Source organism: Mycobacterium sp. TY815 (assembly GCF_030755135.1).
GTDB lineage: Bacteria > Actinomycetota > Actinomycetes > Mycobacteriales > Mycobacteriaceae > Mycobacterium.
The window spans coordinates 77,284-104,259 of record NZ_JAUFRX010000006.1 but is presented as its reverse complement, the minus strand read 5'-3'; the positions used below and the strand labels follow the sequence as shown (position 1 = coordinate 104,259).

The following is a 26,976-nucleotide window of genomic DNA, read 5'->3' as shown; positions in this document are numbered from 1 at the left end:
CAACGCCGCTCCCGCCTAGCAATTATGCCTTGCATGGAATAGGCATTTGAGGTAGTATTTTGGTGTGATTACCGACTGGACCGGCGAGTTTCAGAATTGGCTCGACGGCTTTGACGAAAAGGCAGATGCCGGTGATGACATCGCGCGGCGAATCGTCGAGTACGCCGACGCGGGTATATCGGTGCTCACAGATTTGCTCGAACCGCCCAGCGAGGACTCCGCGGTTCTGAAACGAGTACGCCAAAGGGGCCGTTATCCGATTTGGCGCGTGTCACACCCGTTTGACAACGACGTCGCCGTGCGCCTGATCGTGTGGTTTCCTGAAAGCGCGGCTGCCGCGGTGGTGGTCGCCTTCGGTGGAGACAAAAAGAGGATCGGCGACGCCTTCTACCTCAGTGCGGGCTCGCGCGCTGATGCTGCCATTGACCAGTGGTTGCGAGAAAGGAACCGGGAATCATGAAACTGGAAGACAAGGGGAGTAACCGGCTGCGTTGCACACTCGCTGACCCCGAACGTGCTCAGCGTGTGGCGGAGATTCGCGATGGAATGCAGGAAATGGACCGCGTTTACGCGATGAACCTTGCGATGATTCGCAAGGCCGCGCAACTGACTCAACAAGACATGGCCGCTCGCCTCGGAAAAGGACAAGCGGCGGTTTCGAAGTTGGAACGGCAGGACGATCTACTTCTCTCGACGCTTGCGAGTTATATCCACGCTGCAGGCGCCGAGGCGCAGCTGGTTGTCACCGTTGCCGGCAAGGAACTGCGATACGAGCTGGCACATTTGGGCGAGTGACCACCGCCTGGCTTGCGGCTGTCCCGACGTGGGACCGTGCCACGGCCTGCGCAAACGTCAGGTAACGAGCGCGCAAGTGGTGCCGCAGAAGTCTGAGAGACCCAGAATCGGCGGGTGACAGTGGGTCCGCCGAGAAACCAACCTGGCATCAACGGACCCGATGGCGTTGCCGAGTCGAAATCGCCCTGCGCGTAGGTGGTTTGAAGCTATGCCGCCCCTGCAAGATTGTCCGTACGCGATGGAAGGCTTTGCCAGTCGGCCCCCTTGGAGGACCAGCAGTCAATCGAGTCCGGGCACACCACACCCCACAAAGCCGCGGGGCTTGGGGATCTGGCCGCTGCACCAGCTGAAGCCTGCAAATTGAGTCAGACTTTCTGAGTTCCATTGTCGTATAACGCCCAGCCGCGTGCTTTGATGCACCCATGACAGATTCACCCAGGACTGAGTTTTTCGACAGATCTGGCGCATTGATGGGTCGCGCGATGCAGTACGTGGCGGAACACCCGCGGGCCGACGCAGCGCTGAGAGATCAAGCGATGGAACTTCAATCAGAGATCGCACGCATGCTTCCGCATGCCACCGAAGTCATGACCGAGCCTTGTCTCGCCCGGCCCTACATTCTTGCATTCGATGCCCTTGCTGAACGAGTTCAGACCATCCTCGAGCGCGTTATGCAGGCGCGAGAACGGCGGGAGGTCATCCCTGCTGACACGCGCTAACAGGGAATAATGAAATTCTCGTCGGTCTTGTTGTCGAGCCATTTACCGTAGGCATTGTTGCCTGCGGCGGCTACAGCGCTGCACACGACGGACTGGGACTTGCCGACTGATCGCGACCTCGTTGGCGGAGTAGCCTGCCGACAACGCGGGCGCGCCTGCCGACTTGGGAGAGCCCGCCCGCAGACGCGAACAAGTCAGTTTGCCAAAGCATTTCTGGCTGCGCGTCGCTGCGGTCCCTGCTAGGGGCACGTTGCAACAAGGTCTGCTGTCAACAAATACTCAATTCTGGATAGTCGCGAGCGACACACCCTGGATCGGCCCCGGGTAGCCCGGTTTCGCAGCATATCCTCTTCACAACTACATGGATGGTCTCACGGGGCGGGAGGCGCATTGACGTGCACCACTTAAAGATCACACACTTGGCGACTGATGTTTACGAAAATTGCAAAACGCCCGACGCGCAATGGAGCGTTGTAACATCGGCTGGCCCTAACGCTACGCTCGCGACTGTCCTGGCTGGTTTCATGCTGACAGCAGCCATATTTCTCCTTCGTAAAGATGGCGCAGGAGAAACTCCTAGCGTCAACGATGCGCGAATCTATTTCGGCGGTCGGGATAAAATCGGTCTGCACACTTATACTCTTGCTTTATTCGGACCAGGGGTCCTTATACTCGGCCTCGACTCGTATTTGTTCGGCCACATCTCCGCCATGGCACCTATTCTGAACGAAAGGCATGAGATGGTGTCGCCGACCGAATGTGGAATCGCTTGGACCCAAACCTTGCCCGCGAGCAGCATGCTCGCCCTCGGAGGGTGCCTTATGATTGCTGGGTTGTCCTGGATGTTGGCACAGTACTTCGTATCTCAGGACGAGCCCAGCGGTGCGATTCTCAAACTTCCCGGATTACTCAGCGGCGTCGTCATTGCCGCGACTTCACTATTGCTAGTCCAGACAGCAAATGTTTATTTGGATGTTATGGCCGACTCCTTTCATGCCCCGGCAGCATGTTGTGTAAGGTCAATTTGCCAGGCTGCCTACTTTATAATTCCATTGGTAATCATTTGCATGGCCGGCATAAACGCGAGGCGCTTCAGTATGCATGTTCTAGCGGAAAAGAGCAGAGATGGTCTTGACGCCGCCCCCGATCTTCATCTGGAGCAAAATTTTAAGTATGCAGCTCGGGCGTCTTTTTTCACTGTGCTTCTTGCATTCCTCGGACCACTTTTTTTTGGTCTTGTAGCCAACAGGGTGGGAATAAATGCTGACGGTACACCGAAATTATGTACAGTCTACGCAGCCACCTTCCTCGGGCTGGCGCCGATTGCGATAATGTTCCTGATCGCACTCGCTTCTCCTGCTGCGCCACCATCAACCCGCGTTGCAACCTAGTAATCCAACATCCCAGAACGAATTCCATCGGGTGGACGAGCGCGTCGCGACGACGCTGCTTCATTCGGCAGCTTCGGCTGCGCCTCCTTTCCATCCAAGCGACAGTCAGAGGCGAATCAGCGTGGGGGGATTCGTCAAGGTTGGGGTTGCCCGACCGCAGTAACATCACCGTGACGAAACGACTCTGCAAGGCTCTGCGGGGTGACTCGTTGGATGGCGGGCCGTGGTGGTGATTTTTGCGGTTGTTGCTTAGAGCGACCTTCACGAGCTAGCGGCGGTGCCGTATGTGCAGCCCGCTATCAAAGACGGTAACTCATCGAAAGTGCCTTTCTGGCAACTTGATAAGTAAGTCGCATCGCGAAACATGCTGCGGCGCACCCGTTTTGCCCTATAACGAATATTATGTCAACTAAACCCTGACGTATTCTCTAACACGTTGCACCGCACCGTATTTCTACAAGTGTTCCCGTACTCATAACTTGTACGCTCTGTATTGTGCTCGTATGGAGCGCTTTTCACCGCTATCGTTTGGAGCGAGTGCGAAGCGCTTGATTCATCAGATGAATCAGTCTGAGCGCTCTGTCGCCCAATGACGGTGTTCGCTTGCTCAGCAATCAATTGCGCTACTCCCCCGCCGGGGGACAAGTGGCCCTGCCGTGGATGACCTGGCGGGGGCGGACCGAAGTTAGTCGCGCCCGGTGGCAAGCCCGAAGATCGCCTTTTCGACCTGGACGGCGGTCCGGCCGAAGGCTTCGCCCCAACTGGTCAGGGCATCGAGATATCGCTGGTATTCGTGCGTACGGCTGATGTCGAGAGTCAAATTGGCGCGATCTTCGAGCCAGTCGTGTACGCGCTTATCCAGGATGGGCGCCGCGTTAGGGTCGTCGGGGCTGGCCAGCGCTGAGGAGAAGTACAGCCATTTGGTGAAAAAGGCACTGGCGAGATGTTTAATCCGGCCGGCATTACTCATGAAGCGGAAACCTTCGACAGGGCCTTCAGCGCGAACTCGGTTAACGGCCACGCCGAGCAGACCGGCAACATCGCTGCGCACTGGGGCACCATGGGCTCCGTCTTTGATTCCGGTGAGCACCCAGCGGACGCGCGTCGCGCCGTAGCCGGCATCGCCGTACCCCCAAACCATGGCACTGACAAAGGCTGGAAGCACCCGCCCGGCGGCAAGTTCGGCCAGCACTGTCTCGCGGATCAGGGTCCGATCGACTTTGTCAGGAAGAGCCTCAAGCACCTCCAGTACTTCAGGAAGATCATGCATCTCAGTGCGCCACCCCGCCGGTTTCCACGAGAAGGCCCGTTGCGGCCTCGGCGGTTCGGCCAAGGCGCCCGCCAGGTCGGGGGGCAGCTCTACGCTCATTTGCTTAATGCAATCGTCGGCATGCTGATTGACCCTACTCAGCTGCGCCGACATATATTCCGCTAAGCAAGCCTGGCTGATGGTATTCGCGGGCCACGCGATGAAGTGGAGTGAATGGTCAGCCCCTCTTGAAGCCGTGTCAACAAAGCCCGGCCATCCTGGGTGAGGCAGCCACGATCCGCACGAAGGTGTGTGCATCAGACCCACTGTCTGCAGCAAACTATCGGTGCGTCGTGCAGCGTCAAGACGTACGGCCCGCGCACCCGACCAGCAGAACCCGAGATCCCTCGCGCGGACCCCAACGGGGGGACGCCGCTAGATGCCAGCGTCGGGCTTTATGGAACCTCGCAATCGTCACCGGGTTTGGTGAAGAGGACGTCCGTACTCCGCAGCAGGCAATCACAGACATCCTCGAAGCCATCGAGCCAGATCACGAGCTGGAGCAGTGACTGCCTGCCATCAGCCGCGCCGTCGGGCGGGTGGGGGTCAGCAGTCGAGGTCAGGTGGATAGCGCCAGATGAGTTCGCCTTCGTCGGTGATCACGGTGTGCCCGTTGTTGCGGATGATCAGGTCATCATCCTCGATGGTGCGGGGCCGGTAAACGAAGCCGGGCCGTTCGTCGATCCCCTCAGTGGTGGTGATGTTGGGGTCGTATTCGACAACCCAGTCGTGCTCACGCAGTTGAGCGTAGAACTCGTGCACCGCGGCGACGTCGTCGGCGGGCATGTCCCGGCCTCCGGTCGCCATGTAGTCGCCGTGTAGGCGCATCAAGAGGTAGACGGGGTGGTCCTGCAGATCGGCAGGAACGTCCCACGGAAAGTGCAGTCGGACGATCTCGCGGGGTGTGGGCACGGTGCGACGCCTTCCTCAATGCTCATCGGACCGGCCAGGCGGCCGATGGTCCAGCGAGGACCACCTGTCGGGAGCTCGTCGACGGCCGAACCGGGGTCCCGGCCGCGCGAAGGCACCGCTATTCGCATCCGGTCGCGAGCGCGCCGCCGTCGAGGCCGGTCATGATGGAGACGCGCGTCTCGTCGCCGTAGGCACCCTTATAGACGGCGATCGAGAGCCCGTTGTCCTGCGACCCCCACAGCCACCTCGTTTCGTTCGGCTTGGTGATCGTCTTGCACCAAGCCATACCACCTTCGTAGGTTCGTGAGATTGGCAGCTGAGGCTCCAGATACGACTGCACGCCAGACACTGGCTGAGACAACCTCCACATTTCCCAGCCGTGTCCGCTGTCACCGGCAAGGAGTTCTGCACCTGCTGGCAGTGTCAGTTGCTTGACGACTTGCGAGCGCGGACCTTGGGGCGTTGTGGCCGCTGGCGCCTCTGTGCCCGACGAGTTAGGCGACGGCGACGTTTGCGCACTACAGCTTGCTAGCAGAAATGTGGCTGCAAGAGCAGTGGCGGATACCGAGCGTCTCACGAGGGACACGGTAGCCGTCCAAAGAAAGCTTTTCGATCACTCTTCCGGCGACACGCCTGGTCGTGCACTGACCCGGGCACAGCCCCTAAAGCTGGCGGAGGTCCTGGCCGACATCGACCTCGCAGGCGTTCGATGGTGCTGCTATCTCGATGAACCGGTAGCTAACTTCGAGGCAGCGGAGGAGCAAGGCCGTGACCCTTCCGCGGGGTCCGCATCAGGCCCAATCGGGCAGTCAGCAAACATCTCATGCCGCACACCGATAGAAGTTCTGGCCCGGCCGACGGTGGCGATCTGGCCGGCAGTCAGCACCTCTCCCCCGTCACATCCCGCCCGATTCACTGCTGCGCATCGGGAGGAATACGGCGGGACCGATATGGCGGGTTACCAGTAACCGCGTCGTGATCCTGTAAAGTGTTGTTGTACAACTTATTTCGGTCTATCAGATTCACCGATAACCGAGCGGGCGCGCAAATGTTGCTAACCAACAGTTCTCAACCGCGGCTACAAGGTTGTGTTGATGCGCCGAGTGATTCATCAGATGAATCGCTCGAACGACGCTCTCCTTGGTTGTGCGACTCACACTCACGTGACTAGACCGCTCCCCCGCCGGGGGACTGGCGCTGCGGTCGCCACAGTGAGCGCGGCGCGGGCTCTCGCGAGAGACGGCTATGCCGAGGGCAGGCTGACCGAGGCGCAGCGGGCGACAGTCGGACGCATTGCCGGCGAGTCGGAATCGGTTGTGGTGCTGGGTGATTAATGCGACTTAGCTGCGTGAGGAAGGGTTGGGCTATTGACGCTTACCCGCTGAGCACCGAAACGGTACCGGCATTCCTGTTAGAGACGTAAACCTTACCTGTAAGGGGATCGACCGCCACGCCAGCCGGACCATCGCCGACGGCGATGGTGGCAGTGACGGTGTTGGTGTTGGCGTTGATCACCGACACCGTGTCGCTGCCTGAGTTCGCGACAAACACATAGTCGCTGGCAGGGTTGACCGCCACCCCGCTTGGGGCGCCGCCGATGGCGATGGGCGATCCGATGACGGTGTTGGTCACCGGATCGATCACCGACACCGTGCCACCGTTGAGGTTGGCGACGTAGACGTTGCCGCCGGGGTTGACCGCCACCCCCCACGGGGAGGCGCCGACGGTGATGGGTGATCCGGTAACGGTGTTGGTCACCGGATTGATCACCGACACCGTGCCACTGATGTTGTGGTTGGTGAGGTAGACGTTGCCGCCGGGGTTGACCGCCACCCCGGTCGGGCGGGAGCCGACCGCGATCGGTGATGCGATGACAGTGTTGGTCACCGGATCGATCACCGACACCGTGCCACTGCCGCTGTTGGCGACGTAGACGTTGCCGCCGGGGTTGACCGCCACCCCGCCCGGGACGGCGCCGACGGCGATGGGCGATCCGATGACGGTGTTGGTCACCGGATCGATCACCGACACCGTGTTACTGCCGTAGTTGGTGACGTAGACGTTGCCGCCGGGGTTGACCGCCACCCCGCCCGGGGCGGTGCCGACGGCGATGGGTGATCCGGTGACGGTGTTGGTCACCGGATCTGATCACTGACACCGTGTTACTGCCGTAGTTGGTGACGTAGATGTTGCCGCCGGGGTTGACCGCCACCCCCCATGGGTTGGCGCCAAGGCCGGTGATGGTGGCGACGCTGCCGGGTGCCCCGCCGGTGCCGCCGACTCCGCCTGCCCCACCGGAGATACCGGTAGCCAGGCTGCCAGCCTCGCCGGCACCGCCGGTGCCGCTGGCAAAACCCGCAAGAGCTGCGCCGCCGAGTCCGCCTTGGCCGCCCTGGCCGCCGGTGCCCCCGATGCCGGCAGGACCCGTCGCGCCCACAGACCCGAACAACCCGCCGGCCCCGCCAGCCCCACCAAGGCCGCCCTGACCACCGCTGCCGCCGAGCTGGCCGGCACCGCCGGCCACCCCAAAGGTCGTGCTATTGATCCCGGTGGCGCCGACCCCACCGGTGCCGCCGTTACCGCCCCCACCACCTGCACCGCCATTGCCCAATAGCAGGCCGCCGCGGCCACCAGCACCACCAGCACCACCAGCACCACCAGCACCACCAGTGCCACCACCGGCAGCGCCCAACACCCCGGAGGCGCCGTTGCCGCCGGCTCCGCCGTGACCGAACAACCCCGCAGACCCACCGGCGCCCCCGGCCAGCCCCGAGCCCGCCGGCGCGGAATACCCGGCGCCGCCGTTGCCATACAGCAATCCCCCGTCACGGCCGTTGGGGTCTGCGGCCGTCCCGTTGGCGCCATCACCGATCAGCGGACGCCCCAACAACATCGTGGTGGGGGTGTTGATCGCATCCAGAACGCTTTGCCCCCACCCTTGCAGCGGTGAGACGCTGGCAGCCTCCGCGGCGACGTAGGCGCCGCTGGCACCAGCGAGTGCGTGGCACAAACTGCTCGTGAAAAGCCGCCGCGTGCGCGCTCAGCACCTGATAACCCAGCCCATGAGTAGAAAACAGGGCCGCGACCGCCGCGGACACCTCATCCTGGGCCGCGGCCAGCAGGCCCGTCGTGGGCCCCACCGCCGCGGCATTGGCCGCGCCGACTGCCGCACCCACACCCGCCACTTCGGAAGCGGCCGCACTCAATAACTGCGGGATCACCACCACTGACATGAAATCCTCCGATCAACGCGCCCAGTGCAGCTATGCCCCGCTCTGATGGAGACGAAAGAACCACCCGCAGAGCCCAACCCGACAACCCCATCGGTGAGTCCGACACAGAAGAACCTCTCGGCCTGACGGCGCTGCGCCGTCGAGGCAGTCACCCCGACCGGCTATCACTACCGCCCATCGACACACTCACCACAGCCAGCCACCCGCCCGAAAACCCGGGCTGAACGGCATCCGGTATCCGGTGCACGCAACACCTACTTCCGCGCAATCCTGCTGGCTCACCGCGGATTCTGGGCGCCGGACCTCTACCGAACAAGACCGTTCTGCACAACAACAACATCAACGGCCGTGCATTCTGCACACCACCAACGCAGTCGCCCCGTGACTGCATCGGGTCGGCAGATGGACGGGAGAGCGCATGGATCGAATCGTTCAATGGCAGCAGATTCGCACGCTCTTGGTGATAGGAGCCGATTCACAAGCGCTGGTTCACTTTTCATCTATCCCGCTGTCCCCGGCACGCCTTGAGCCGCCCGGTGCAGCGCGGAATGGATCCCTCGTCGCGATGGGCTCTCGCCTACGCTCACTGGGCGCGGCACATCGCTAGCGCAGATGCCCGGGGCCCCCCTGCTGCCAATGGCAATTCAGTTCTGCGCGTGGCCAACATCGGTCCATCGGCAGCGGGACAGTCACACATCTGCCAGGGCCCCGCTACGGCGACCTTGAACCGCCCGTCGGTGCGGGCGACAACTTGAGAAGCGATGGCTGCGACGTCGTCTGGTCTCATCCCGGGGCCAAGCTGTCCCCTCGTCTAGCGCGCGACAATCGGGTGATTTCGTCGCTCGCAGTCGAGTTAGCGCGAGGCTCAGACCTCGTCTCGTTGGGTTGTCGTCTTGGTGGGGGCGCGTCGTCGGCGTGCCGCGGCAGGATCACCGGCGTCGGCTTGCGCGGCCGCGAGTTGTGAGCGGTAGGTCTCCGCGACTGCTCGCTCGGCCGTCAACGCCTCGGTAAGTGCCTGTGCGCGCTCCTCGGCAGAGTGTCGGGCTTGGGCGAGGTGCTCGGCATGTTCGACACGCAGGGCTTCGCGCTCCGCCCGGGCCTCGGCGCGCGTACGTTCAAGATCGCTGACAAGTGCCGCTGTAGTGTTCCGTTCGGTCTCCAATGCTCGCCGGGCGGCGGCAAGTTCTGCCTGTGTGGCGGCTTCCTGGACGGCAGCGCGTTGTGCGGCCTGGTGGGCGGTGTCGGTTTCGGCCTGCAACTGACGGCGTTCGTCCTGGGCCTCACGGCGGGCCTGGTCGAGTTCTGCGCGCAGTTGGGCGGCAAGGGCACGCTCGTGCTCAGCGGTCTCGGTTGCGGCGCGCTCGGCGGCCTGAGCGGCGGCGGTCTCGGCGCGAGCGGTGCTGACGTCCTGGCGTGCCTTGTCGATTGCGGCGTCGCGTGCGGCGAGTTCGTTGAGGTGCTGTTCGATGTCCGCCGCTAGCTGCTGTTGTGCATGCGCGGCGGCAGCGTCAGCCTCGGCTCGGACCCGTTCCAGTTCGGCCGCGGTCTCCCCCCGCACCCGCGCCGTCTCGGCGAGGGCGTCCTCAGCCACGGTGTCGGCTTCCTCGCGTTCCCGTTCGGCGCGCTGCACACGCTCTTCGGCAAGCCGGGCGGTCCGCTCGGCGGCTACGGCACGCCGTTCGGCCTCGGTCACCTTGGCCAGCGCATCCCGATGCGCATCTTCGACCTCTGCGCCGGCGGCCTCGACATCGCCGGCCGCACGGACATCAACAACCACGTCATCGAGATATGTCCGCAGCTCGGCGATCTTTTCCGGCAGCGCCATCAGGCGCTGCTCGAGCGTGACCCGCGCCAGCGATACCGGCGCGGTGGTGGACTCCTCGGTGAGGACTGCGCCTTGCTGGGCGCGCCGGGCCCGCCACGCGCTGGCCCGGTTGTGAATCGGCCCGCCGGAGCTGTCGGATTGCTCGCAGTACCGGGACGGGCGACCGGTGGTTGGATCAGGACGGCTCGGCCGCGTGCAGCCTGGGTAGTTGCAGGGACCTTTCGATCCACCGCCGGGATACGCGATGTCAGTCATGCGCTCATGATAGTCGATTTCGTCTCGCGCAAAGACGTAACGTAACTACAAAACGAAATACGTAACGTAACGTAAGTCCAGGACGAGAGCACTCGCGAGACCGGCAACCGAGGAGCTGGTCTGCTGCTTCAGGATCGCGCTCCGCCTTGGGGATGGCGTGGGCGCGAGGCCGTAGCGGGAGTAGGACTCGCGGCTCAGCCAGCACGATGCGGGGCTCGGGAGGTCGGGCCCGCGGCCGCCCGGGTGAATCCGACGGCGTTGGGTGAACGAGAACTCAACGAGGGCTTGTCGGTGCCCCAGTCGGCTGGCACGACGGCGGTAAGGCCTCAACGATTCGCGGACCCAGGACCGCGCCGTTGAGGACATGGGCGCTATAGACGTCCAAGGCCGTCGGATTCATCGGCGGCCATGCCAGCAGTTACCTGCCCCCCAGGGGGCACCGGGGAACGCGGACACGAAACCCAGAACGTCGACGACAACTTTGCACGGCCTGATCGTGTCTGCATGGCGCGAGGCAGATATCCCTGCAATCAGAGTCGCTAGCGTATCGGATACTCATATGTATTGATATGATGGCGTCTTCAACGCCCGCAATTTCCAAAGGAGGCCGAAACCGTGTCACCGCCGATGCGCGCCGCTGCCATTGACGACTCCGAATGGCGTGTGCAGGCACGCTGTAGGTCTGGCGATCCCAACGACCTCTTCGTAGGTGGGGCGAAGCAAACTGAAGCCAAGCTGATCTGCCGCGGCTGCCCGGTCCAGATTCAATGCGCAGCCGAAGCACTGGATAATCAGCTGGAGTTCGGCATTTGGGGTGGACTGACTGAGCGCCAGCGCCGCGCACTGTTGAAAGCGCGCCCCGACGTCGAATCGTGGGCAACGTTTCTGGCCCAGGATCAGATCCGACGCGCGCCGACTGGCACCTAAGCGGCCCGCAGAGCGCCGCCGGTGAGTCGCGCTTCACTCAATCGTTGCCGGCCAGAGGGTCAAGAGGTGAGTAGGGTCAGAAGGAAGTGCAGCGCATGGTCGGCGCCGGTGACGATGACACCTGCTGCAGGCGGCGGGATCGCTGCTGGTGCGCTCACGGGTGTAAGCGGGGCGATAGCAGTCCACTGGATGCGATCCGCCATAGTGTCACTGCGACCGCCGGATTGGCGGAGTGAGCAGGATTGAATGAGTGAAACCCTCAAGTTGTCTGAGGCGGCCAAGCTTTGCGGCGTCAGTGCAACGACGTTGAAGTTGCTGATAGCGGATCAACTTCTGCCACAGGCGATTCGGGCGACGAATGGCGGGGCTTACCTACCAGACGATGCGGTGCCGACATGGGAAGAGTGTCGTCGTCTCATCGAGAAGCGTCGCGATTATCACCTAGCCCGTGCCGTTAAGCTCGTCGACCGCATCGGCGTGGAAATGGAGGCCGTCCGAAACGACATCGCTGAGGCACGCGAGAATCCCAATGAGCCGCTCGGGGTCGACCTGCTGTCGTGCTCGGTGTGGGGTCACTCAGGCCAGACGACGTTGGCCACAGTGCTGCAGCAGTTCGAACTTGCCCGAATGAATATCGAGCGATACCACGAGGCGCTGGTGGCAATCTACGAGCGCGACAGGCCATGACAGGGCGTGGAACCGCTACCGAGCGTCACGATGGACTTCGATGCTGCGCGCCGTCACCTTCATCGGCTTTTCGTGAGGTCCACGTCAGCGCGTGCCCGGGACTATGCCTTCACCACTTCAATGTTTGTGGTCTCGTCTGTGCGGCAGACATCAGCGTCGTGTACTGACCCGTGGTCCATTCGCCCGGCATCGATCTCGGCGCAGTCTTGCTGTGATGGACGCTGCCCTTCGCGCAGCCCCAGCATGCCGCCGATGCGCGCGGACCTTGCATCTGCCCGCCCTTCGCCGCTAGAGAGCAGAGCAAGTCAAGAGTCGGGGCGGCGCCTAAGTTGAGGCGGTCTGCCGGCGCCCTGGCCGACTAGATGCGGCGGGTCAGTTTTAGCGAGACCCGCCCGGCTTCCACATCGACATTCAGGACGGTCACTATGACGTTGTCGTCGACGTTAACGACTTCAGTGGGATGCCCGACCCTGCGGGTTGCCAACTGGGAAATGTGGATAAGACCTGTGACGTCATGACCGAGATTCACGAACGCTCCAAAAACGGCGATGCTTTTGACAACGCCCGACATGGTCTGCCCGACAGCAATTTTGCGCAGAGCGGCCCTGCGGATCTCATCCCGAGAGCCCGCCGGCGTAGTTGACTTTCGCGGGTTTCCGCGCTCCTTCCGCGCCCCTCTGGCCCGAGACGCCGCAAGGGCGCCGGTCGCCGACTGCCCGGCAGAAGCCGTGGGATGCACAGTCGATGCACCGCGTCCAGTAGTGCCGCCCGCTTCGACCAGGGGCCGGTACCTTTCTGGCAGCGTGCCAACGACTTCCAGTGCGCGGCCACAGTTTTCGGTCATGTATCGGTCGTACTGGCGGTCGGCGAGTTCTCGGTCTTGGACCAGATCGCCCTCTTCCTGTCGATATCTCTTGGACCGGTCACCACGAAACGACAACCAGTTGAAGCTGGTCTTGATGTAGTAGGTGTCGCTGACAAGCACTTTGGCGTGGGTATCTTCCACTTTGACGATCGCCAACCGGGTCGAGCGTGTCGCCGCCTCGTGCAGGTCTTTCAATGCGTTGATGTCAGTCTTCTCGTTGTCGCCGAATCCCCAGAAGATGGTGACATCGGCTGTGCGGGAGAGCTGTTCAAGGCGGCGCACCCACTGCGCAGTCACGACACTGCGTGTGATCCACGGGCTGATGATCAACAGCCGCCGCTTGGAGTTGCTCAGCGCGTCATCAAGCCACTGCGGGTGCTCGTAGACGCCCAGCCACCTGATCTGCGCACGGTCCAGTGCCGCGCTGTCAGCCTCGGCCTCCTCCTCGGTGAACGCCTTCTGGATGGCAATGACTTCCTCGCGAGACAGCCGGATCCCAGTCGCATCTGGGTCAGGGACCGGTTCATACGGGCTGTCTGCAGGCGCGGCAGACAGACCAAGCCGATCGACGGCACCGATGCTGTCCAACGCGATGTCGTGCGCTTCGGACCACTCTCCATCGATGTCGACCCCCAGGCGCAACGTGTTGGAGTCGATGTCCTTGTACACCAATAGGATTGCGTTGTAGTAGTAGTGCCGGTTCTCCGTAACGCCAGCGATACCGAGAACCCGCACCGTCTCGCGACGTAACTGCAGCGCCTCGGTGAGCTGGCCCACGGTCAAATCCTCAAGTTCAATGTGGCGACTGCTGGCCGGGGGCAGCAGGATCCGGCCCTCATCGGCTTTGGCCACCGCCGCTCTGCTGAGAGCTTGCTTGCGCCACCCGGTCAACCGCCCGGTGAGGCGGTCGTAGACCACTTGGATCGACGCCGGTTTCGGCCGGCGCAGCTGTGCGTCACGCGCCGCTTCACGGCCGGTGTCCAGCAGCGTCAACCGCCGCGCATGCCCAGGTTTGGGAGGCCGATAGTCGATGTACTCCGCTTCCAGTAATCCCGCGATGGCGCGGGCGGTATCGGAGTGATCCAGGCCGAGGAACAATTGCAGGTCGTCGGGGGTATCGATGCCGTTCATCATGGCTCGCAGCGCGTACTTCTGTGCTGCGTCAAGCTCTTCGGCGTGCTCGACGAGCAGGTCGAGAGTCAGCGTGGAGGCGGGAAGGGCCGCTGGTTCGGCCGCCAGCAGGATATGGCCGGGCAGCATGTGGGCGTGCTTGCGGGCAGCGTCGGCCAGGATGTCGCGGCTCACAGGTACTCGACCCGCCCCACCGGGTTTGAAGCGATGTGGTGCAGGACATCCCGGAGGGGGCCCTCACGCGAGGTACAGAAGTCGGAGTCGCCCACAATCCACAGGGCTTCACGGGCCCGCGACAGCGCGACGTTGATCCGCCCCGCATACGGCTGGCCCAGAAAGCCCAGTTCGCCGGCGAGGTTGGCGCGGGTGACCGAGAAAATGACTACGTCAGCTTCCCTGCCCTGCACCGCGTCAATGGTCTTCACCTGCGCATCGACGTGACGGCAGTCCAGGCGGCGCAGTGCGCGCGTGATCTCCCCGCACTGCTTGCTGTAGCCGCTGAGCACCAACACGTACAGTTTCTCGCCGTCCAAACGCCGGTACCGGCCCGCGGCCGCGCGCTCGTCGAGACGCTTCACCAGATCAGCGACCTTCTCGACCTCCAGCTTGTTGGAGGCGCTCACGCTGCCGGCGAACTTCGCTTCCTCAAACCGATTGCCGCGGTGGCTGGTGGAGAACCAGATCAGCCGTTCATCCTCTTCGATGCTGGAAGGATCGACGACGGGCACCGGGTCATGGACCAGTTCACCCCTATAGAAGGCCTGCGAGATGAGCTCACCGATCGGGGCTGCCATCCGGTGCTGGGTCACCAAACGAGTCCGGCACGCATCGGGCACCTCAGCCAACAAGGTGTCAAACAGCGATGTCGACACCGCGGCGCGGTCAAGGTCGAACGTCTTGATCAGATCGGGGTGGCCGAGCACTTCCTCCGCCATCGGTGGCAGTTGCTTGGTGTCCCCGACCATCACCCACCGCTTGGACCGTGTCATCGGCACCAGCAGTTCGGCCGCGGTCGCCCGCGATGCTTCATCGATGATGCACAGATCGAACTGCATCTCTCCGACGTTGCGATTGGCCACGAACCCCATACACGTGCCTGCTACCACGTTCTGGGTGGGTAGGAACATCGGTTCGGCCGCCGCCGGATCGTTCAGACTGGCCAGCCAATCTCCCTGCGTTTGAACGAGCTGGTGCAATCTGCGTTGCGCCGCGCTACCCAGGACATCCTCCACCAAGGCCTCCAGGGTCGACTGGTCGAGCTCGTCGGGCACGTCCACGCCCACTTCACCGGCCGCGGCACGCACCTCAGCCACAGCTTGCTCAGCGCGCTCGCTGGCACGCTGGTAGTCGGCGAGCATGTCGGCCCGTTGTTCGGGCAGGTCCTCGTTGTCGAGTCGGTCATCGGCTGACAACGTTCCCAGGGCCTCGGCGTGTCCGCGCTGGCGGCGCAGTGTCGCCAAGGCCTCCTCGGCGCGCAACGCCAAGATCAGGTGCTCGATTTGGACACCTTCACGGGCTGCCAGCTTGCTCATGCCTTCCTCGGCCCGCTCGGCCACCTTGGCCCGCCATGCCTCCAGCTTGTTGCTCAACAGCAGATGCGTCGCCTCCGGATCGACCCGGTCGTCCTTGCTTGACAGCCGCACGACCGCCTCCACCCCCGACTTATGTAGCCGGGTGATCGCGTTATCGATCGCGACGTGCATCTGGCTCACCAACAGCACCTTGTCGTGGGGTCGCGCCGCTAAATACTGGTTGACCAGTTCGCAGATGAACGACGTCTTGCCGGTCCCGGGTGGCCCTTCGACCAAGAACAGGTCTGAAGAGCCCAGGGCCCGTGAGACAGCAACCTTCTTGTCTTCGTCCAAACCCGCTGTACGAGCGGAAAATTCGACTGGATCGGGCGCTTGAGCTTGCGCCGGATCGAGAACCAGCTCACGCAGATGCGGCCGCGCCGCGCTGCCCTCCCGTAGCGCCGCGAGGGCGTCCTTTTGCCGACGGATGGCTGCCCGTGACGGCGTGCGATCACGCACCAGCACCCCGTCGAACGGGATATCAGCACCGCGGCCCGCAGCGCGCACCGTGAAGTCGGTGCCGTCCGTGTCGTCAATGTCGACAACGACCACGCGCACATCCTTGCCGGCCACCTCATCACCGAGCGGGCGCGCTATGCGCTCCTGGTCGAGAATCGACGCCGACAACGCAGTCTTGGCCTGCAAGGTGAACTCGATTCCGGAACTTCCGACTCGGCTGTAGGTGATGGGTTCTTCTAGGCGCTTCTCCAATTGCTCTTTGGCGTCAATGAGTTTCGACCACGAGGTCAGCCGCGCATTCTTAATTCTTTCGCTGGATCGATCACCGGCGTCCTGCACCGCTTTGCGTAATCGGGCTCGCAGCTCCCAGGTCGCCTTGGCCGACTCGTGCGGCCTCACCGGCGGTCGCGCAGTAAACACAAGTTCGCGCGAATCAAGCATGACCGCTTCTTCGAGTCGGCGCAGATACTCGAGATCTTCAAAGTCGGCCACCTCGGCGCGAAAGCATTTCAGCTTGGTGTCACCTTCGAACGCGAGCACCAGTTTCACCTGATCGCCCACCAGCTGGAACTCATCAGCACTCAGGTGTGTCTGCCCATCGGGGGCAGTCTTCAGTCGCGGTACCGCGTAGGTCGCTGTGCCCATCCGCTGCTCAATCACGTCCTCAGCGGGGCGGCCGTCCCCTGCCTGCATCAGCGTCTCACGGGCAGGACGTGTCAACAGGAACGGCACCTGCCGCGCCCGATGCCAGTTCTTTGCGCGGGCTGTCTGGATAGCTTGCAGCTCATAGAAGAAGACCTGGCCGTCTGCGGGGCGGCCCGCCGGATCCGGGTCCAGCGCTCGGCGTAGCAGGTCAGTCACCGGCGGTGGAGTGTCGGCATCGTCGAGTGCCGCGGTGACGTGGTGGTAATCAGAGAACTTCTGGGGGCTCACGCACTGCAGCAGCGTAGCTGCCAGCCCATACACATCGAACCGCGCCGACCCCCGCGAGGTCTGATCCGGTGGCGCCCAGGGGGCGCTGGTCATCCCGCTCACCGTGGCATCCTCGGCCCCGGCGATCTGCTTCTTAATCTTGCTCAGTGCGAAATCGGCCAGCAACGGTTTGCCACCGGTCCACAGCACATTTCCCGGTTTCACATCACGGTGCAAGACTGATAGCGAATGCGAATGCGCCAGCGCCGAAGCCAACGGCAAAGCGACGGTGTCGGCAACATCGTCCCAGCCCGGTGTTTCCGACAAGCTGGCCAACCACGTCTTCAGGGTATCCGGAATCCATTCGAGCACAACATAATAGAGTCCCGCCGCGTCATCGATACCACTGTCCAGAAGTGCGGCTACATTCGCGTGGCTCAGGGTGCGCATCGCCGCGGTCTCCCGCTCAAAGTAGATCCAAAAGATCTCGTCAGACTTTGCCGGCACGACTTTCACCGCCACGTGACGACCACCCCGGTCGAGATCGCTGGCCTGGAATACCTCCCACTGCCCACCCACACGACGCGTATTGGCAATCTCGGCGTACCGCCCGACAACCACTCGACGTGACAACCTCATCTCCTCCTTGCAACGGTCCCGACGATACTTTCTGGCACCGACGAAACAGGCCCTGCTCTGCTGGCTCGCCGAGGTGTAACAAGAGGAAGCGCGGTCCTCCAAGAATTTAGCCACGTGGTCACACGCCGTCGCCGACACCACCGATGACATCATCCAGACGGTGACGGCACTCACGGGCATCGGCGCGTCAGGCCGAACTCTTACTCACCGCAATAGTGGCGGCGCCGGATACGACCGATTTGATGAGACAGGGTGCTATTGATCGTCGAGACAGCTCCGTTCGGCGGTAGTGTCGCCGCAGTCGAAGAGACCCTGATGCAGGATCGACTACCTGGCGCGACGACGGATAATGGGGTCGCGAGATGGTTTGGTCGGCAACTCATCGGAACGCATCAAACGGGGGGACGGATGAATTTCATCGGCCTCGACCTCGCGTGGGGCAGCCGCACCCCTGACCCTGGTCATATACCGAACCGCACAGGAATCGCGGTCCTCAATAGCGGTGGATACCTGACATACCTCGGCACCCATGTCTTTGATGACGACATCGTTGCCACGGTGTCTCCTTACGCACGAGGTTCCTGTGTGGTCGCGATCGACGCGCCGCTCAAAATCACCAATCAGGATGGGCAGCGACTCGCGGAGACGACACTTGGACGCGATTTCGCAAGATTCGACGCGGGCGCGAATTCCGCCAACATCGCGCGGTTCTCCGCGGATCCTCGCGGTGCTCGCTTGGCTCGAGCCCTCGACTTGGACATCGACCCGCATTCGGCGCGTCCCCGACGCGCGATCGAGGTCTACTCTCACCCGGCAACTGTCGCGCTCTTTCAATTGGGACGAATCTTCAAGTTCAAGAAAGGAACTCCCGCACAACGCAAACCGGAGATGCTCCGGTACATCCGAGCCATCGAAAGCCTCGCATCAGCTCCGGTCCCGATTCACGTCGTCGAGCATGATGAGTGGAACGACTTGCGCCGAGCCGTCGAGAAAGCCGAGCGACAACTCGAACTGAACAGGGCCGAGGATCAGATCGACGCGGTGATGTGCGCCTACGTCGCGGTCTACGCCCAGCACCGACCCGATGATGTCACTATCTATGGCGACTTTCCCGCGAACGGCTACATCCTCACGCCCACGTTGCCACGAGACATTGAGCCCACGCCACGCCGGCCACCCGTACCCACTCCCCCCTTGCCGCCGGCGATCGCAGCACAGTACGCACGATGTTCTGTCCTTCTCGCAGCGATTCGTGCGACGTTTACCGAGATTGAAGGCGAGATAAGCAGACTCGTGCCGTCAACGACTCACACCATGGCTGATGTTGCTGCGGATCTTCTGTCGGAAGCCGAAGCCGTCCTGGCGCAGGCCGATCTCGAACTAGCCACCCTCCGCGCTCGGCTCCGCTCCCCCAGTGAAGCCTGAAACGGCTCCTTGTTGACCACAGGTCGATCATTCTCCGGCCCAGAGGGCCTCGACCTGGCTCTGAGTCCTCAGGTAGCCGAAAACCCATTGCTGTTCTTGTTCGTAGCCGAAGTCAGCGGGTAATCGGCGAAAGAGGTTTACGCCTGTCATGCGTTCGACGTCGGTGTGCACACCTACGTAGAGGCCATTGGGTCCGCTGTTGTAGAACCACCTCACGGTCAGCGGCGTACTGCCGCCCCGCCGAAAGTTAATGTTCCGGATGTCCGTTTGGATGTTAGTGACTGAATGGCGAAACGTTGGGTGGCGGTGAAAGCCATCCATGAACGCTTGCAGCAATTCGCCGAAGCCGACTTCAATAGCGGCATCGATTACCTCGTCGACGCTGGCGTGGTTGCCTGTTCGTGCCTTCCGTCGAATAGTTACGAATTTCTTTTTGACCGTCAGCCACAGATAGAATTGCTGAAGGACGGGCTCCTTCTGGAAGCCGGTGTCTTTGAACGCTTCAAGCATGTCCCCGAGCGTGAAAAATCGCAGGCGAGCAGCCAACTCGGGGTCAGACCGTGCTGCCAACTCTGAAAGTTGGCCGGCGACCCATTCCTCGTATCCGAAATAAGCTGGATAGATGTCGCGCGGGTATGCGGGTGACGCCGCTTTGAGCACGTGGAAATTCCGGTCGTAGCTGGCAATCTGTTTGTAGAGGCTCTCGATGTGATTTTGATTGTCGGCAACCTTGTTCTCAATGAAGACGATCGCCGGCGTTGCACCGCTGATGCGCAGATAGATATCAAGCCTTCCTGGGAGCGGCGGTATGGCTACCTGGCGGGTGTAGATCTGCTTGAACGACCTTTCGGTATGAAGTTCGGAGACGTCCTGCGGCGCCGGAGTGGGGACACCGAGTTTGGCCAGCACATTTCGCGCGATTAGGTAACGCGGGTTGTTTACCTCATCACTCTTGAGAGCGCTGAGAATCCATGCCCACATCGCTGAATTGGTAAGCTCTTTGGGCGCGTACGAAAAAATATTGTCCAAAGTCTGGCCTTAAGCACTGGTGGATAGCTAGACGCCCAACCGTAGCCCAGCGGTCTGACACGAAGCTGCCGCAGCTCGGAGACCGGATACGTCGAACTGCCATCACGTAGGCGCGCTTTCCAGACGGAGCTTCCCTTTGTTGTACTTCTCGCTGGGTTCAGCCGCAGCATCATTCGTCGGCACTCACCCGTCAGCGCCGCTCTGCCCCGCGGGATCTGGTCGTCTTCATTTGGGTACTTTGGCGGCGATTCTGCGAGCAACCGCGACCGCTTCGTCCGCGGGTTGTGCGCTTAGCACTGTGACATCTATTAGCACATTTGCGGCCGCAGTTAAGGCATGTTGATAAGTTGGCCCGTCGTCATCCCTAAGCTGGACGCTTAGAACGCCGTTCTTGTTGGATACCTGGCCGATGGCGGTCTTACCTACATGGCCGTCACGAAATGTCGAGGACACAGTGTGGTTCGCGCACGATGCCCACCGCGCTGCAGAGTCGTTGTAGAAGCTTTGTGCGGTTTGCGCTGTCGGATATAGGACGACCGCCTGGTCCACAACAGTGGTCATTGGGTTGTCCACCAGCCGGTCGGCGATATCCGCCGTGAATCCACTGTTCTCGTAGCTACCGATTTCTTCGGTAAAGACAGCTCGGCACTGCGGGGGCGACACGACCTCACCCGCGCCGTTGCTCATCGTGCCACGACCGCTAGACCGCAGGCCGGGGGCTGCGATAGCGGTGCTTGCCTCTGCGGGGGTCAAAAGAAGGCCATCGAGCGTGCTCGTAGTGACCAGTGCAAGATCTGATGTCGGCGTGTCCTGGCTGTGGTGCGCCATCCAGTAGCCACCACCACCGATGATGGCGACAGCGACCACGGCCGCAGCCTTGGTGCGCTCGCTCATGCGAATTCCGCGGCCTTTGATCAAGGGCGAGCGGATCCCTGGGGCTGCTGGCAGATCCTCGGTTCGCGGCGTGTCGCGGTCTGCTTGAGACTCCGACGAGGGAGCTTCCCTCGTCTCCGCCATCACCGTCGGCTCGCCAGCGCTGGCCGGCGCAGCGTGACCTTCCGGTGAGTTGTTGCTGATGGCAGTCTTCGCGTCGCCGGTGGCATCGTCCGTCGTGAGGCCCTGCGGATGCGTACGCTGCGGCGGAGTTGACTCGCCAGTATGTGGTCGCTGGCTTAGAGCGGTGCGCGCGGCCGCGGCCATCTCTGTTGGACTGCCATAGCGTTGCGCTGGGTCCTTGGCTAACCCCGTAGCGATCACCTCGTCGAGTGTGCGAGGAATCGCCGGATCGCTCTCAGACGGCTTCGGTGGGGGGTCGGCGATGTGTGCTAAAGCGATTTGCTCAAAAGTGCTGCCGGGGAATGGGAGGCAGCCAGTCAAGCACTGGTACAGAACACACGTCAAGGCGTACGTGTCGGCACTTGGCTCGGCTAGTCCGCTTCGAAATCGCTCTGGGGCCATATATCCCCAAGTGCCGACCGTCAGACCCGTTGAGGTCAGGCCGGTTTCGCTTTCGGCCCGCGCGATGCCGAAGTCTATGAGGTAGGCGAAGTCGTCATCAGTGAGCAAGATGTTGCTAGGTTTGACGTCCCGGTGCACCAAGCCGGCATGATGCGCTGCGGTGAGCGCAGTGGCAATCTGCTCCACTACTGCAACCGCCAACTCGGGTGACACTGGGCCCTCGTTCAGGTAAGCCTGCAACTCACGGCCCTCGATCACCGGCATCGTGACAAACAAGCGGCCTTCAATCTCGCCCACGTCAAGCACCGTGACGATGTGCGGGTGGTTCAAGCTCGCGGCTTTCAGAGCTTCGCGACGAAATCGCTCGCGATATTGCGGATCGTCCGCGTAGTTCGGGGGGAGCACCTTCAGAGCTACTGTCCGCCCGATCAGCTCGTCGCGGGCTCGCCAAACCTCGCCCATGCCGCCGCGGCCGATCAGATTAATCAAGCGGTAGCGTCCAAACGACATGCCCTGAGCATGGGCCTCCATTGCCATCTCCCCCGAATTGATCATTCAACTCGTCGCATAGTTTCGAATATTCAGCAGCAGCGCGCGCCCCTTTCGCTGTGATTCAATCACAGCGATAGAGGAATGAATTGAGAACATCACCGATGTCAAACAAGCCGTCATATCCGCCTTGGCCTCCGCGGTCAGCCCGTTGAGGGAATCATGGGCCACGCCATCAGATACTGGCCGATTGCATTGTCGATGGCCCGGCCCCGCTCGTCTGGGTTATGGCCTCGACCGTAAGTGTGGCTCATCGCGTCAATGAGTAGATCCACCACGGCCTGGCTCTGCTCGTGGGTCGGGCGTTGTGAGCTGAGAAGCTCGGCCAGCAGGGTCGGGTTACGGCGTTGCAGTTCCTCCGCGATGAGGGTGCGGAATTCCGGCGCGATAGGGTCGAGCACGTTGGTTCTCATCAGGCCCGGCCGCGGACCAGCCGCAGCAGGGCCAGGATCGTGATGGATTGCACCAGGACGAATTTCACGCTCGCGACCACTTTCCAGTTCCGCCGCCAGATCGCCGAAGTGCAATATTAGGGCGCATCACGACATGTGCGGCAGACTGCCCCAGTTCACGCCCCAGGTAGCGATTTTGGTGTTGACGAATTTGGGGTGTTCAAAGCCTTCGAGTGTGGATGTGGCTGTGCCGCTGGCCATGTAGGAGCCGGGTTTGAGGGCGATGAGTTGGTCGTCGTTGGGGAATTGCACGGAGTAGGAGCCGCCGTCGTGGACGTCGATCACGGCGCTGTAGTCGCGGCGGAAAACGTCTGTGGCTCCCCCGGTTGGTCTCCGTAGCCGACCTGCATGTGGAACTCGAGGGTGACTGGTGCGCTGGGCAGGTTGGTCTGGCAATTGGAGGCGTTCATGCGGCTGCCGGCGTATTGGGCGCCGCCGACGTTGTAGGTGAACGGTTGGTCGACGGAGAACTGGCAGCGGATATAGATCACGTCAGCGTGTGCTGTCGGGGGGCCGCGGCTGCGGCCAGTGCCGCCGCCACGGTAGCGGCGGCTAGACGGGGGGTGGTGAACACGGTGTGTTGTTCCTCTCGGGGTGGCGCATTCGCGCAGGGGCGCAGGCGGACCCGGGTCAGGGGCAGGTGACGGTGACTTGGAACGGCACGGTGAGTTCTTGCCCGGAGTTGTTGACTCCCCAGGCTTTTCCAGTGATGGTGTAGGTTTTCCCGTTTTTGGTTGCTGTGGCGGTGTTGTCGCCGTGTTCGGGGTAGACGGCGAACAGGTTGTAGTCGCCGATGATGCTTTGCAGGGTCACTCGTTTGACGGTGGGTTTGTCGCCGAGCGTGACGGCGATCAGGACGTCTTTGGGTGCGGTCCCGATGCCGATGCCGACCTCGTTGTCAGTCTCGTAGGTGGTGCAGGCTAGCTGTCCGTCGACCTTGTGTTGCTGGCCGTCGACGATGACGGTGGCGTCGTTGGTGCGTGCGACGGCGATTCCGCTGCCCCGCACTGTGTCCTGAGCGGCCGGTGTTGCGTGGTGGCTGGAGCAGGCTGCGGCGCCGCTTGCGGCGAGTGTTGCCGCGCCCAGGGCTGCGATCAGTTTGTGGTGCATGGTGTTTCCTTTCGGTGCTGTTCTAGGTTGATGGTTCGCCGCTGGCGCCGGTGGCGTCGGCGTCGGCCAGGGTGGAGCGCAGGCGCTCAAGTGGGTCCCCGGGGGCGAGGCGGTGCGCGGGGGCGGGGCCGGTGCCCGAGACGGGCAGCCGGTCAGGGGTGACGTCGTTGAGGGGGCCCGGGCCGGCTGCGCCGGGTGTGGGCCCGATGGCGGGTGTGGTGCCGCCGGGTGTGGGCGGCGGTGGTGGTGGCGGTGTGGGTGTGGAGGTGGCCCCCGGTGGCGGGGGCGGCGGCACCGGGGTGGGGGTCAGCGATGTCGGCGGCGGTTGCGGGGTGAGGGTCTGCACCGGCGCAGGCGAGGGCAGCGGCAGGTGCAGCGCTTTGATCTTGTCGGCGACGCGCGCGGCGGCGTTTGCGCGGATCTCGCGGCGGTCGGGGTTGGGGTCGGTGTTGTCGGCGAAACATCCCGGCGGCGCAGCCGAGATCGCTTGCAGCGCGGTGGTGTAGAACTGTTCGGCCTGCGCGGTGTTGCTGGTGGCGGCGGCGAGGTCGCCGCGGGTCTCGCGCAGCAGTTCCAGGTTTACCCGTACCGGGCATGATGCAGGGCCACCGTGGTGGGCCAGCGCGGCGGTGAAGCGGTGCTCGGCGTCGTCGAGTCGTCCTTCCAGGACGGCGAGGTCTGCGGCCATGAAGGACACCTGGCCGGGATCAACGATGTTGAACTGGCTCAGGGTGGCGACATCGGCGCGCAGCGCGTCGAGGTCGTGGTGGTTGTAGTCGGTGAGCGCCGCGTGGCCGGCGAGCATGGTTCGGGTGATCTCGGCGGCCAGAGCCAGCAGCACCGTGGCGGCCGGCAGTGTGCACACCAGCAGCTGGCGGCGCTGCCGCAGGCGGGTCGGCCCGCGCTGCCACCAGGCGGCGGTTCGCGCTCGGGCGCGGCGGAGCACACGGCGTGGGTCGCGTTGCAGCATCAGCGCCTCGCTGGTCGGTGTTGGTAGGCGGTCAGGCGGAATTCCCGCAGGGTCCAGGCGATTTCAGCCAGGAGCAGGACGGCGGCCAGACCGGTGAAGTACCAGTACAGTTCGCGGCGTTCGGCGTTGAGCGTGGACACCAGGGCCGCCCCGTCGGACGCGGCGCCGGTGAGGTCCAGGGCGGGTACCACGGCGGTGATCGGGGCGTTGTCGCGGTGGAAGTAGGGCACGCCGATCTCGCCGGCCACCGCTTTCAGGGAGGCCTCGTTGAGCGCGGAGTGGGCTGGGCGGTTGTTCTGCTGATCCCACATGTAGAGCAGGGAACCGTTGACGTATTGCTGCGGGATGGGGCCGCCGGCGGTGCTGCCGTAACCCAGGACCGCGCCGCCGGCGACGTGGTCAAGGTCATCAAAGCCGCTCTGGGGAGCGCGCGAGCCCCCCGCACCTTCTCCGAAGTAGAACACCAGGTTCTTGCTGTCGCGGTACTGGGTGCTGGCATGAAACAGCTGGGTGCGCAACACGTCGTTGGCAGCGCCGACGTTGACGGTGAACATGGCGTCAGTAGGCACCTCGGTGTACGGGGACAGTCCCGCGATGAGCGGTTTGAGGCTCCACACATCATCGGAGAGCGGCCAGTCCAGGCGGGCTCGGGAGGCGAAGCTGATCACCGCGAAACGTGCCCGTGGGTACTGGTCGATCAGTGCGGCGATGTCGCTGCGAATGCCCGACATCCGTGAGGCGTTGCCGGCATAGTCCTCGACGCGGCCGTCCACGGAGCGGTCCACGACGAAGAACACGTTGACATTGGCCGAGCTGGGCGCTGGTTTGTTGGTGGCGCGGGCGCGTGCGTCATCGACAGGCAGCCCGGGGCGGGCCGCGGCCAGCACCAGTAGCAGCCCGGCGGCGGTCAATGCGGCCCATCGCGCCACGACACGGCGGTAGCGGCCTTTGCCGGTGCGCACCAGCACCCGGTACAGGGCCGCCATCCGGATCACGACGAGCAGTGCAGCGAGGGTGAGCAGCGCCGCGGCGGGAAGGACAGGCTCGAACGTCATCGCCGCAGCACCGCCAGCGCGGCCCACAACACCGCGGTCAGCGCCAGCGCGGCGATCAGCACGGGGTTGGGGTAATCCCAGGAGCGGCGGGTGATGGCGGTCCCGCTGGCCAGCACCACACCCGGGGGGTTGTCGCGGACCGTCTTGAGCACGCCGGCGAGGTTCGCGTCGGTTCCTGACATGCTGGGCCCGGCGGTGCCGGCCGGGTTGTAGAGGCTGAAGCGGCCGTCGGTGGCGGCGGTGATCGCGGCCAGCGCGCCGCTGGACTGATCCGACTTGAGCACATCAGCGCGGCTGATCACGTTGATCTGGATCCCGCCGGCGGCGGCCATGTCTTTGACCTGCTGATCGGACAACAGTGTCGGGCGGCCCTCGCGAGGGTCGCGAACATCGTTGAAGCCCAAATAGATCATCGATCGCCGGCGAACACTCTTGTCCTCGAAGGAGGGGAAGCCGGTCATGCACAGCGCCAAGATGTCTTGGACGCTGCGGGTGTAGTCGAGGTAGCTCACCTCGCGGGAGAAGTCGTTGATGCCCGTGCGCAGCTGCTCAGCTTGGGGGCCCGGCAGTTCCTTGGTGGTGTCGAGCTGGTGTTGCAGGCCGGCCAGGGCGGCGAAGCGTTCGAACTGCGCGGCGGCGTACTCGTAGTCGCCGGTCAACGGCACCACCCGCAGGCTCGGTGAGGTCAGCCCGATGCGCTGGGTGGTGAACGTGCCCATCTGGTGAGCGAAATAGTGCAGAAATCCGGCGGTGGTCGGGTCGGTCACGGGCTGACCGAGGCAGACCATGATGTCTTCGGGGTGGGCGGCTTCGAAATTCTTGGTGGCCGCCGAAAAGCCCACCGGCCGCGCGGCAATCAGCAACGCCACGGCCAACAACGCCATTAGCAGACCCAGCGTGGTCAGCATCGACCAGAAACGCAGCGTGGCCAGCCGCGCGTATTCGGGCATGCTGGTCAGCCGCGCGACGTGGGCCAGCGGGCGGCGCACCGTAGGGGTTGTCGCCAGCGGCACCAGCAGGGCCCAGGCGGTGACCGCTGTCAGGGCGGCGGCCCCGAAAATCAGGACCGCACTCCATCTCACGTCCATGCGCGGATCACCTGCTGAACATGGCGGGCCACACCCGCGACATCGACCGGTGCTGGGGAGAACTGGGCGTCGCTGAGCGCACTGAGCACCGGCGCGGCGGCACCTAGCTGGCTGTAGGTCGTGTCAAGTCATAGGTGGTGCGTGGGGCATTGTCGCCGGTGGTTGCTGGCGTTAGAAGACTTGGCTTGAGTGCGCGGTGTGCTGTGAGGA

22 protein-coding genes and 2 pseudogenes are annotated in these 26,976 nt (G+C 63.1%); 7 read left to right on the top strand and 17 right to left on the bottom strand.

Going from position 1 to position 26,976, the window contains the following annotated elements:
* The first annotated feature begins 64 nt into the window (after positions 1-64).
* The 4 genes from QXK92_RS32835 to QXK92_RS32820 all read left to right on the top strand — a co-directional run bounded on the left by QXK92_RS32835 (position 65) and on the right by QXK92_RS32820 (position 2,905).
* Complete coding sequence (locus tag QXK92_RS32835; RefSeq protein ID WP_306248866.1) at positions 65-460, top strand: hypothetical protein; 396 nt, start codon at positions 65-67, stop codon at positions 458-460.
* Entirely contained in the window at positions 457-795 is a 339-nt protein-coding gene (locus QXK92_RS32830) for a helix-turn-helix domain-containing protein (RefSeq protein ID WP_306248864.1), read from the top strand. The genes QXK92_RS32835 and QXK92_RS32830 overlap by 4 nt, the downstream gene beginning before the upstream one ends.
* 422 nt (positions 796-1,217) lie before the next feature.
* The gene (locus QXK92_RS32825; protein WP_306248862.1) at positions 1,218-1,514 is read left to right on the top strand and encodes a hypothetical protein; all 297 of its coding nucleotides are present in this window, start codon (positions 1,218-1,220) and stop codon (positions 1,512-1,514) included.
* 419 nt (positions 1,515-1,933) lie between these two features.
* The gene (locus QXK92_RS32820) at positions 1,934-2,905 is read left to right on the top strand and encodes a hypothetical protein (protein ID WP_306248860.1); all 972 of its coding nucleotides are present in this window, start codon (positions 1,934-1,936) and stop codon (positions 2,903-2,905) included.
* Between the two features lie 685 nt (positions 2,906-3,590).
* Here the strand turns inward: QXK92_RS32820 and QXK92_RS32815 are convergent.
* The 6 genes and pseudogenes from QXK92_RS32815 to QXK92_RS32790 form a co-directional block, all read right to left on the bottom strand.
* Complete coding sequence (locus QXK92_RS32815) at positions 3,591-4,274, bottom strand: hypothetical protein (RefSeq protein ID WP_306248858.1); 684 nt, start codon at positions 4,272-4,274, stop codon at positions 3,591-3,593.
* A 486-nt stretch (positions 4,275-4,760) separates the two neighbouring features.
* Positions 4,761-5,126 carry a hypothetical protein gene (locus QXK92_RS32810; protein WP_306248856.1) on the bottom strand — a complete coding sequence of 122 codons (366 nt, stop codon included), beginning with the start codon at positions 5,124-5,126 and terminating at the stop codon, positions 4,761-4,763.
* A 118-nt stretch (positions 5,127-5,244) separates the two neighbouring features.
* On the bottom strand, positions 5,245-5,412 hold the full coding sequence (locus tag QXK92_RS32805) for a hypothetical protein (protein ID WP_205878794.1): 168 nt from the start codon (positions 5,410-5,412) through the stop codon (positions 5,245-5,247).
* 1,088 nt (positions 5,413-6,500) lie between these two features.
* Positions 6,501-6,887, bottom strand: a pseudogene (locus tag QXK92_RS34255) (YncE family protein); the annotation flags it as partial.
* Between the two features lie 3 nt (positions 6,888-6,890).
* Positions 6,891-8,359, bottom strand: a pseudogene (locus QXK92_RS32795) (PE domain-containing protein); the annotation flags it as partial.
* A gap of 865 nt (positions 8,360-9,224) precedes the next feature.
* Positions 9,225-10,439, bottom strand: a complete 1,215-nt coding sequence (locus tag QXK92_RS32790; RefSeq protein ID WP_306248851.1) for a hypothetical protein — start codon at positions 10,437-10,439, stop codon at positions 9,225-9,227.
* A 627-nt stretch (positions 10,440-11,066) separates the two neighbouring features.
* Between QXK92_RS32790 and QXK92_RS32785 the strand changes: the two genes are divergently transcribed.
* Complete coding sequence (locus tag QXK92_RS32785; RefSeq protein ID WP_306248891.1) at positions 11,067-11,366, top strand: WhiB family transcriptional regulator; 300 nt, start codon at positions 11,067-11,069, stop codon at positions 11,364-11,366.
* 246 nt (positions 11,367-11,612) lie between these two features.
* Positions 11,613-12,053: a DNA-binding protein gene (locus QXK92_RS32780; RefSeq protein WP_306248849.1), complete on the top strand. Its 441-nt coding sequence runs from the start codon at positions 11,613-11,615 to the stop codon at positions 12,051-12,053.
* Between the two features lie 358 nt (positions 12,054-12,411).
* On the opposite strand, the gene QXK92_RS32775 is transcribed toward QXK92_RS32780, so the two are convergent.
* Together QXK92_RS32775 and QXK92_RS32770 are read right to left on the bottom strand one after the other, a co-directional pair.
* The gene (locus tag QXK92_RS32775) at positions 12,412-14,223 is read right to left on the bottom strand and encodes a S1 RNA-binding domain-containing protein (protein ID WP_306248847.1); all 1,812 of its coding nucleotides are present in this window, start codon (positions 14,221-14,223) and stop codon (positions 12,412-12,414) included.
* Entirely contained in the window at positions 14,220-17,780 is a 3,561-nt protein-coding gene (locus tag QXK92_RS32770) for a serine/threonine-protein kinase (RefSeq protein ID WP_306248844.1), read from the bottom strand. The genes QXK92_RS32775 and QXK92_RS32770 overlap by 4 nt, the downstream gene beginning before the upstream one ends.
* Positions 17,781-18,038: 258 nt before the next feature.
* On the opposite strand from QXK92_RS32770, the gene QXK92_RS32765 reads away from it, so the two are divergent.
* Positions 18,039-19,055, top strand: a complete 1,017-nt coding sequence (locus QXK92_RS32765; RefSeq protein ID WP_306248842.1) for a DUF429 domain-containing protein — start codon at positions 18,039-18,041, stop codon at positions 19,053-19,055.
* Between the two features lie 27 nt (positions 19,056-19,082).
* Here QXK92_RS32765 and QXK92_RS32760 read toward each other — a convergent pair whose 3' ends face one another.
* The 9 genes from QXK92_RS32760 to QXK92_RS32720 form a co-directional block, all read right to left on the bottom strand.
* Positions 19,083-20,036 carry a hypothetical protein gene (locus QXK92_RS32760; protein ID WP_306248840.1) on the bottom strand — a complete coding sequence of 318 codons (954 nt, stop codon included), beginning with the start codon at positions 20,034-20,036 and terminating at the stop codon, positions 19,083-19,085.
* A gap of 273 nt (positions 20,037-20,309) precedes the next feature.
* Positions 20,310-22,073, bottom strand: coding sequence for a serine/threonine-protein kinase PknH/PknJ (locus tag QXK92_RS32755; RefSeq protein ID WP_306248837.1), 1,764 nt, complete (start codon positions 22,071-22,073; stop codon positions 20,310-20,312).
* A gap of 161 nt (positions 22,074-22,234) precedes the next feature.
* Positions 22,235-22,618, bottom strand: coding sequence for a hypothetical protein (locus QXK92_RS32750; protein WP_306248835.1), 384 nt, complete (start codon positions 22,616-22,618; stop codon positions 22,235-22,237).
* A 12-nt stretch (positions 22,619-22,630) separates the two neighbouring features.
* A complete protein-coding gene (locus QXK92_RS32745; protein WP_306248833.1) occupies positions 22,631-22,828 on the bottom strand; it encodes a hypothetical protein in 198 nt (65 codons plus the stop codon).
* On the bottom strand, positions 22,825-23,034 hold the full coding sequence (locus QXK92_RS32740; protein ID WP_306248831.1) for a hypothetical protein: 210 nt from the start codon (positions 23,032-23,034) through the stop codon (positions 22,825-22,827). The genes QXK92_RS32745 and QXK92_RS32740 overlap by 4 nt, the downstream gene beginning before the upstream one ends.
* Positions 23,035-23,173: 139 nt before the next feature.
* On the bottom strand, positions 23,174-23,653 hold the full coding sequence (locus QXK92_RS32735; RefSeq protein ID WP_306248829.1) for a lipoprotein LpqH: 480 nt from the start codon (positions 23,651-23,653) through the stop codon (positions 23,174-23,176).
* A 22-nt stretch (positions 23,654-23,675) separates the two neighbouring features.
* Entirely contained in the window at positions 23,676-24,623 is a 948-nt protein-coding gene (locus QXK92_RS32730; RefSeq protein ID WP_306248827.1) for a hypothetical protein, read from the bottom strand.
* Entirely contained in the window at positions 24,623-25,678 is a 1,056-nt protein-coding gene (locus QXK92_RS32725) for a VWA domain-containing protein (protein WP_306248825.1), read from the bottom strand. The genes QXK92_RS32730 and QXK92_RS32725 overlap by 1 nt, the downstream gene beginning before the upstream one ends.
* Entirely contained in the window at positions 25,675-26,766 is a 1,092-nt protein-coding gene (locus QXK92_RS32720; protein WP_306248823.1) for a hypothetical protein, read from the bottom strand. The genes QXK92_RS32725 and QXK92_RS32720 overlap by 4 nt, the downstream gene beginning before the upstream one ends.
* Between the last annotated feature and the right edge of the window lie 210 nt (positions 26,767-26,976).

Coding starts and splice junctions, on each gene's coding strand:
- QXK92_RS32755 (WP_306248837.1), bottom strand. CDS start 22,073: ATGGAGGCCCATGCTCAGGGCATGTCGTTTGGACGCTACCGCTTGATT.
- QXK92_RS32720 (WP_306248823.1), bottom strand. CDS start 26,766: ATGGACGTGAGATGGAGTGCGGTCCTGATTTTCGGGGCCGCCGCCCTG.
- QXK92_RS32805 (WP_205878794.1), bottom strand. CDS start 5,412: ATGGCTTGGTGCAAGACGATCACCAAGCCGAACGAAACGAGGTGGCTG.
- QXK92_RS32790 (WP_306248851.1), bottom strand. CDS start 10,439: ATGACTGACATCGCGTATCCCGGCGGTGGATCGAAAGGTCCCTGCAAC.
- QXK92_RS32830 (WP_306248864.1), top strand. CDS start 457: ATGAAACTGGAAGACAAGGGGAGTAACCGGCTGCGTTGCACACTCGCT.
- QXK92_RS32735 (WP_306248829.1), bottom strand. CDS start 23,653: ATGCACCACAAACTGATCGCAGCCCTGGGCGCGGCAACACTCGCCGCA.
- QXK92_RS32825 (WP_306248862.1), top strand. CDS start 1,218: ATGACAGATTCACCCAGGACTGAGTTTTTCGACAGATCTGGCGCATTG.
- QXK92_RS32815 (WP_306248858.1), bottom strand. CDS start 4,274: ATGAGCGTAGAGCTGCCCCCCGACCTGGCGGGCGCCTTGGCCGAACCG.
- QXK92_RS32730 (WP_306248827.1), bottom strand. CDS start 24,623: ATGCTGCAACGCGACCCACGCCGTGTGCTCCGCCGCGCCCGAGCGCGA.
- QXK92_RS32780 (WP_306248849.1), top strand. CDS start 11,613: ATGAGTGAAACCCTCAAGTTGTCTGAGGCGGCCAAGCTTTGCGGCGTC.
- QXK92_RS32725 (WP_306248825.1), bottom strand. CDS start 25,678: ATGACGTTCGAGCCTGTCCTTCCCGCCGCGGCGCTGCTCACCCTCGCT.
- QXK92_RS32760 (WP_306248840.1), bottom strand. CDS start 20,036: ATGTGGGCATGGATTCTCAGCGCTCTCAAGAGTGATGAGGTAAACAAC.
- QXK92_RS32770 (WP_306248844.1), bottom strand. CDS start 17,780: ATGTCATCGGTGGTGTCGGCGACGGCGTGTGACCACGTGGCTAAATTC.
- QXK92_RS32765 (WP_306248842.1), top strand. CDS start 18,039: ATGAATTTCATCGGCCTCGACCTCGCGTGGGGCAGCCGCACCCCTGAC.
- QXK92_RS32785 (WP_306248891.1), top strand. CDS start 11,067: ATGCGCGCCGCTGCCATTGACGACTCCGAATGGCGTGTGCAGGCACGC.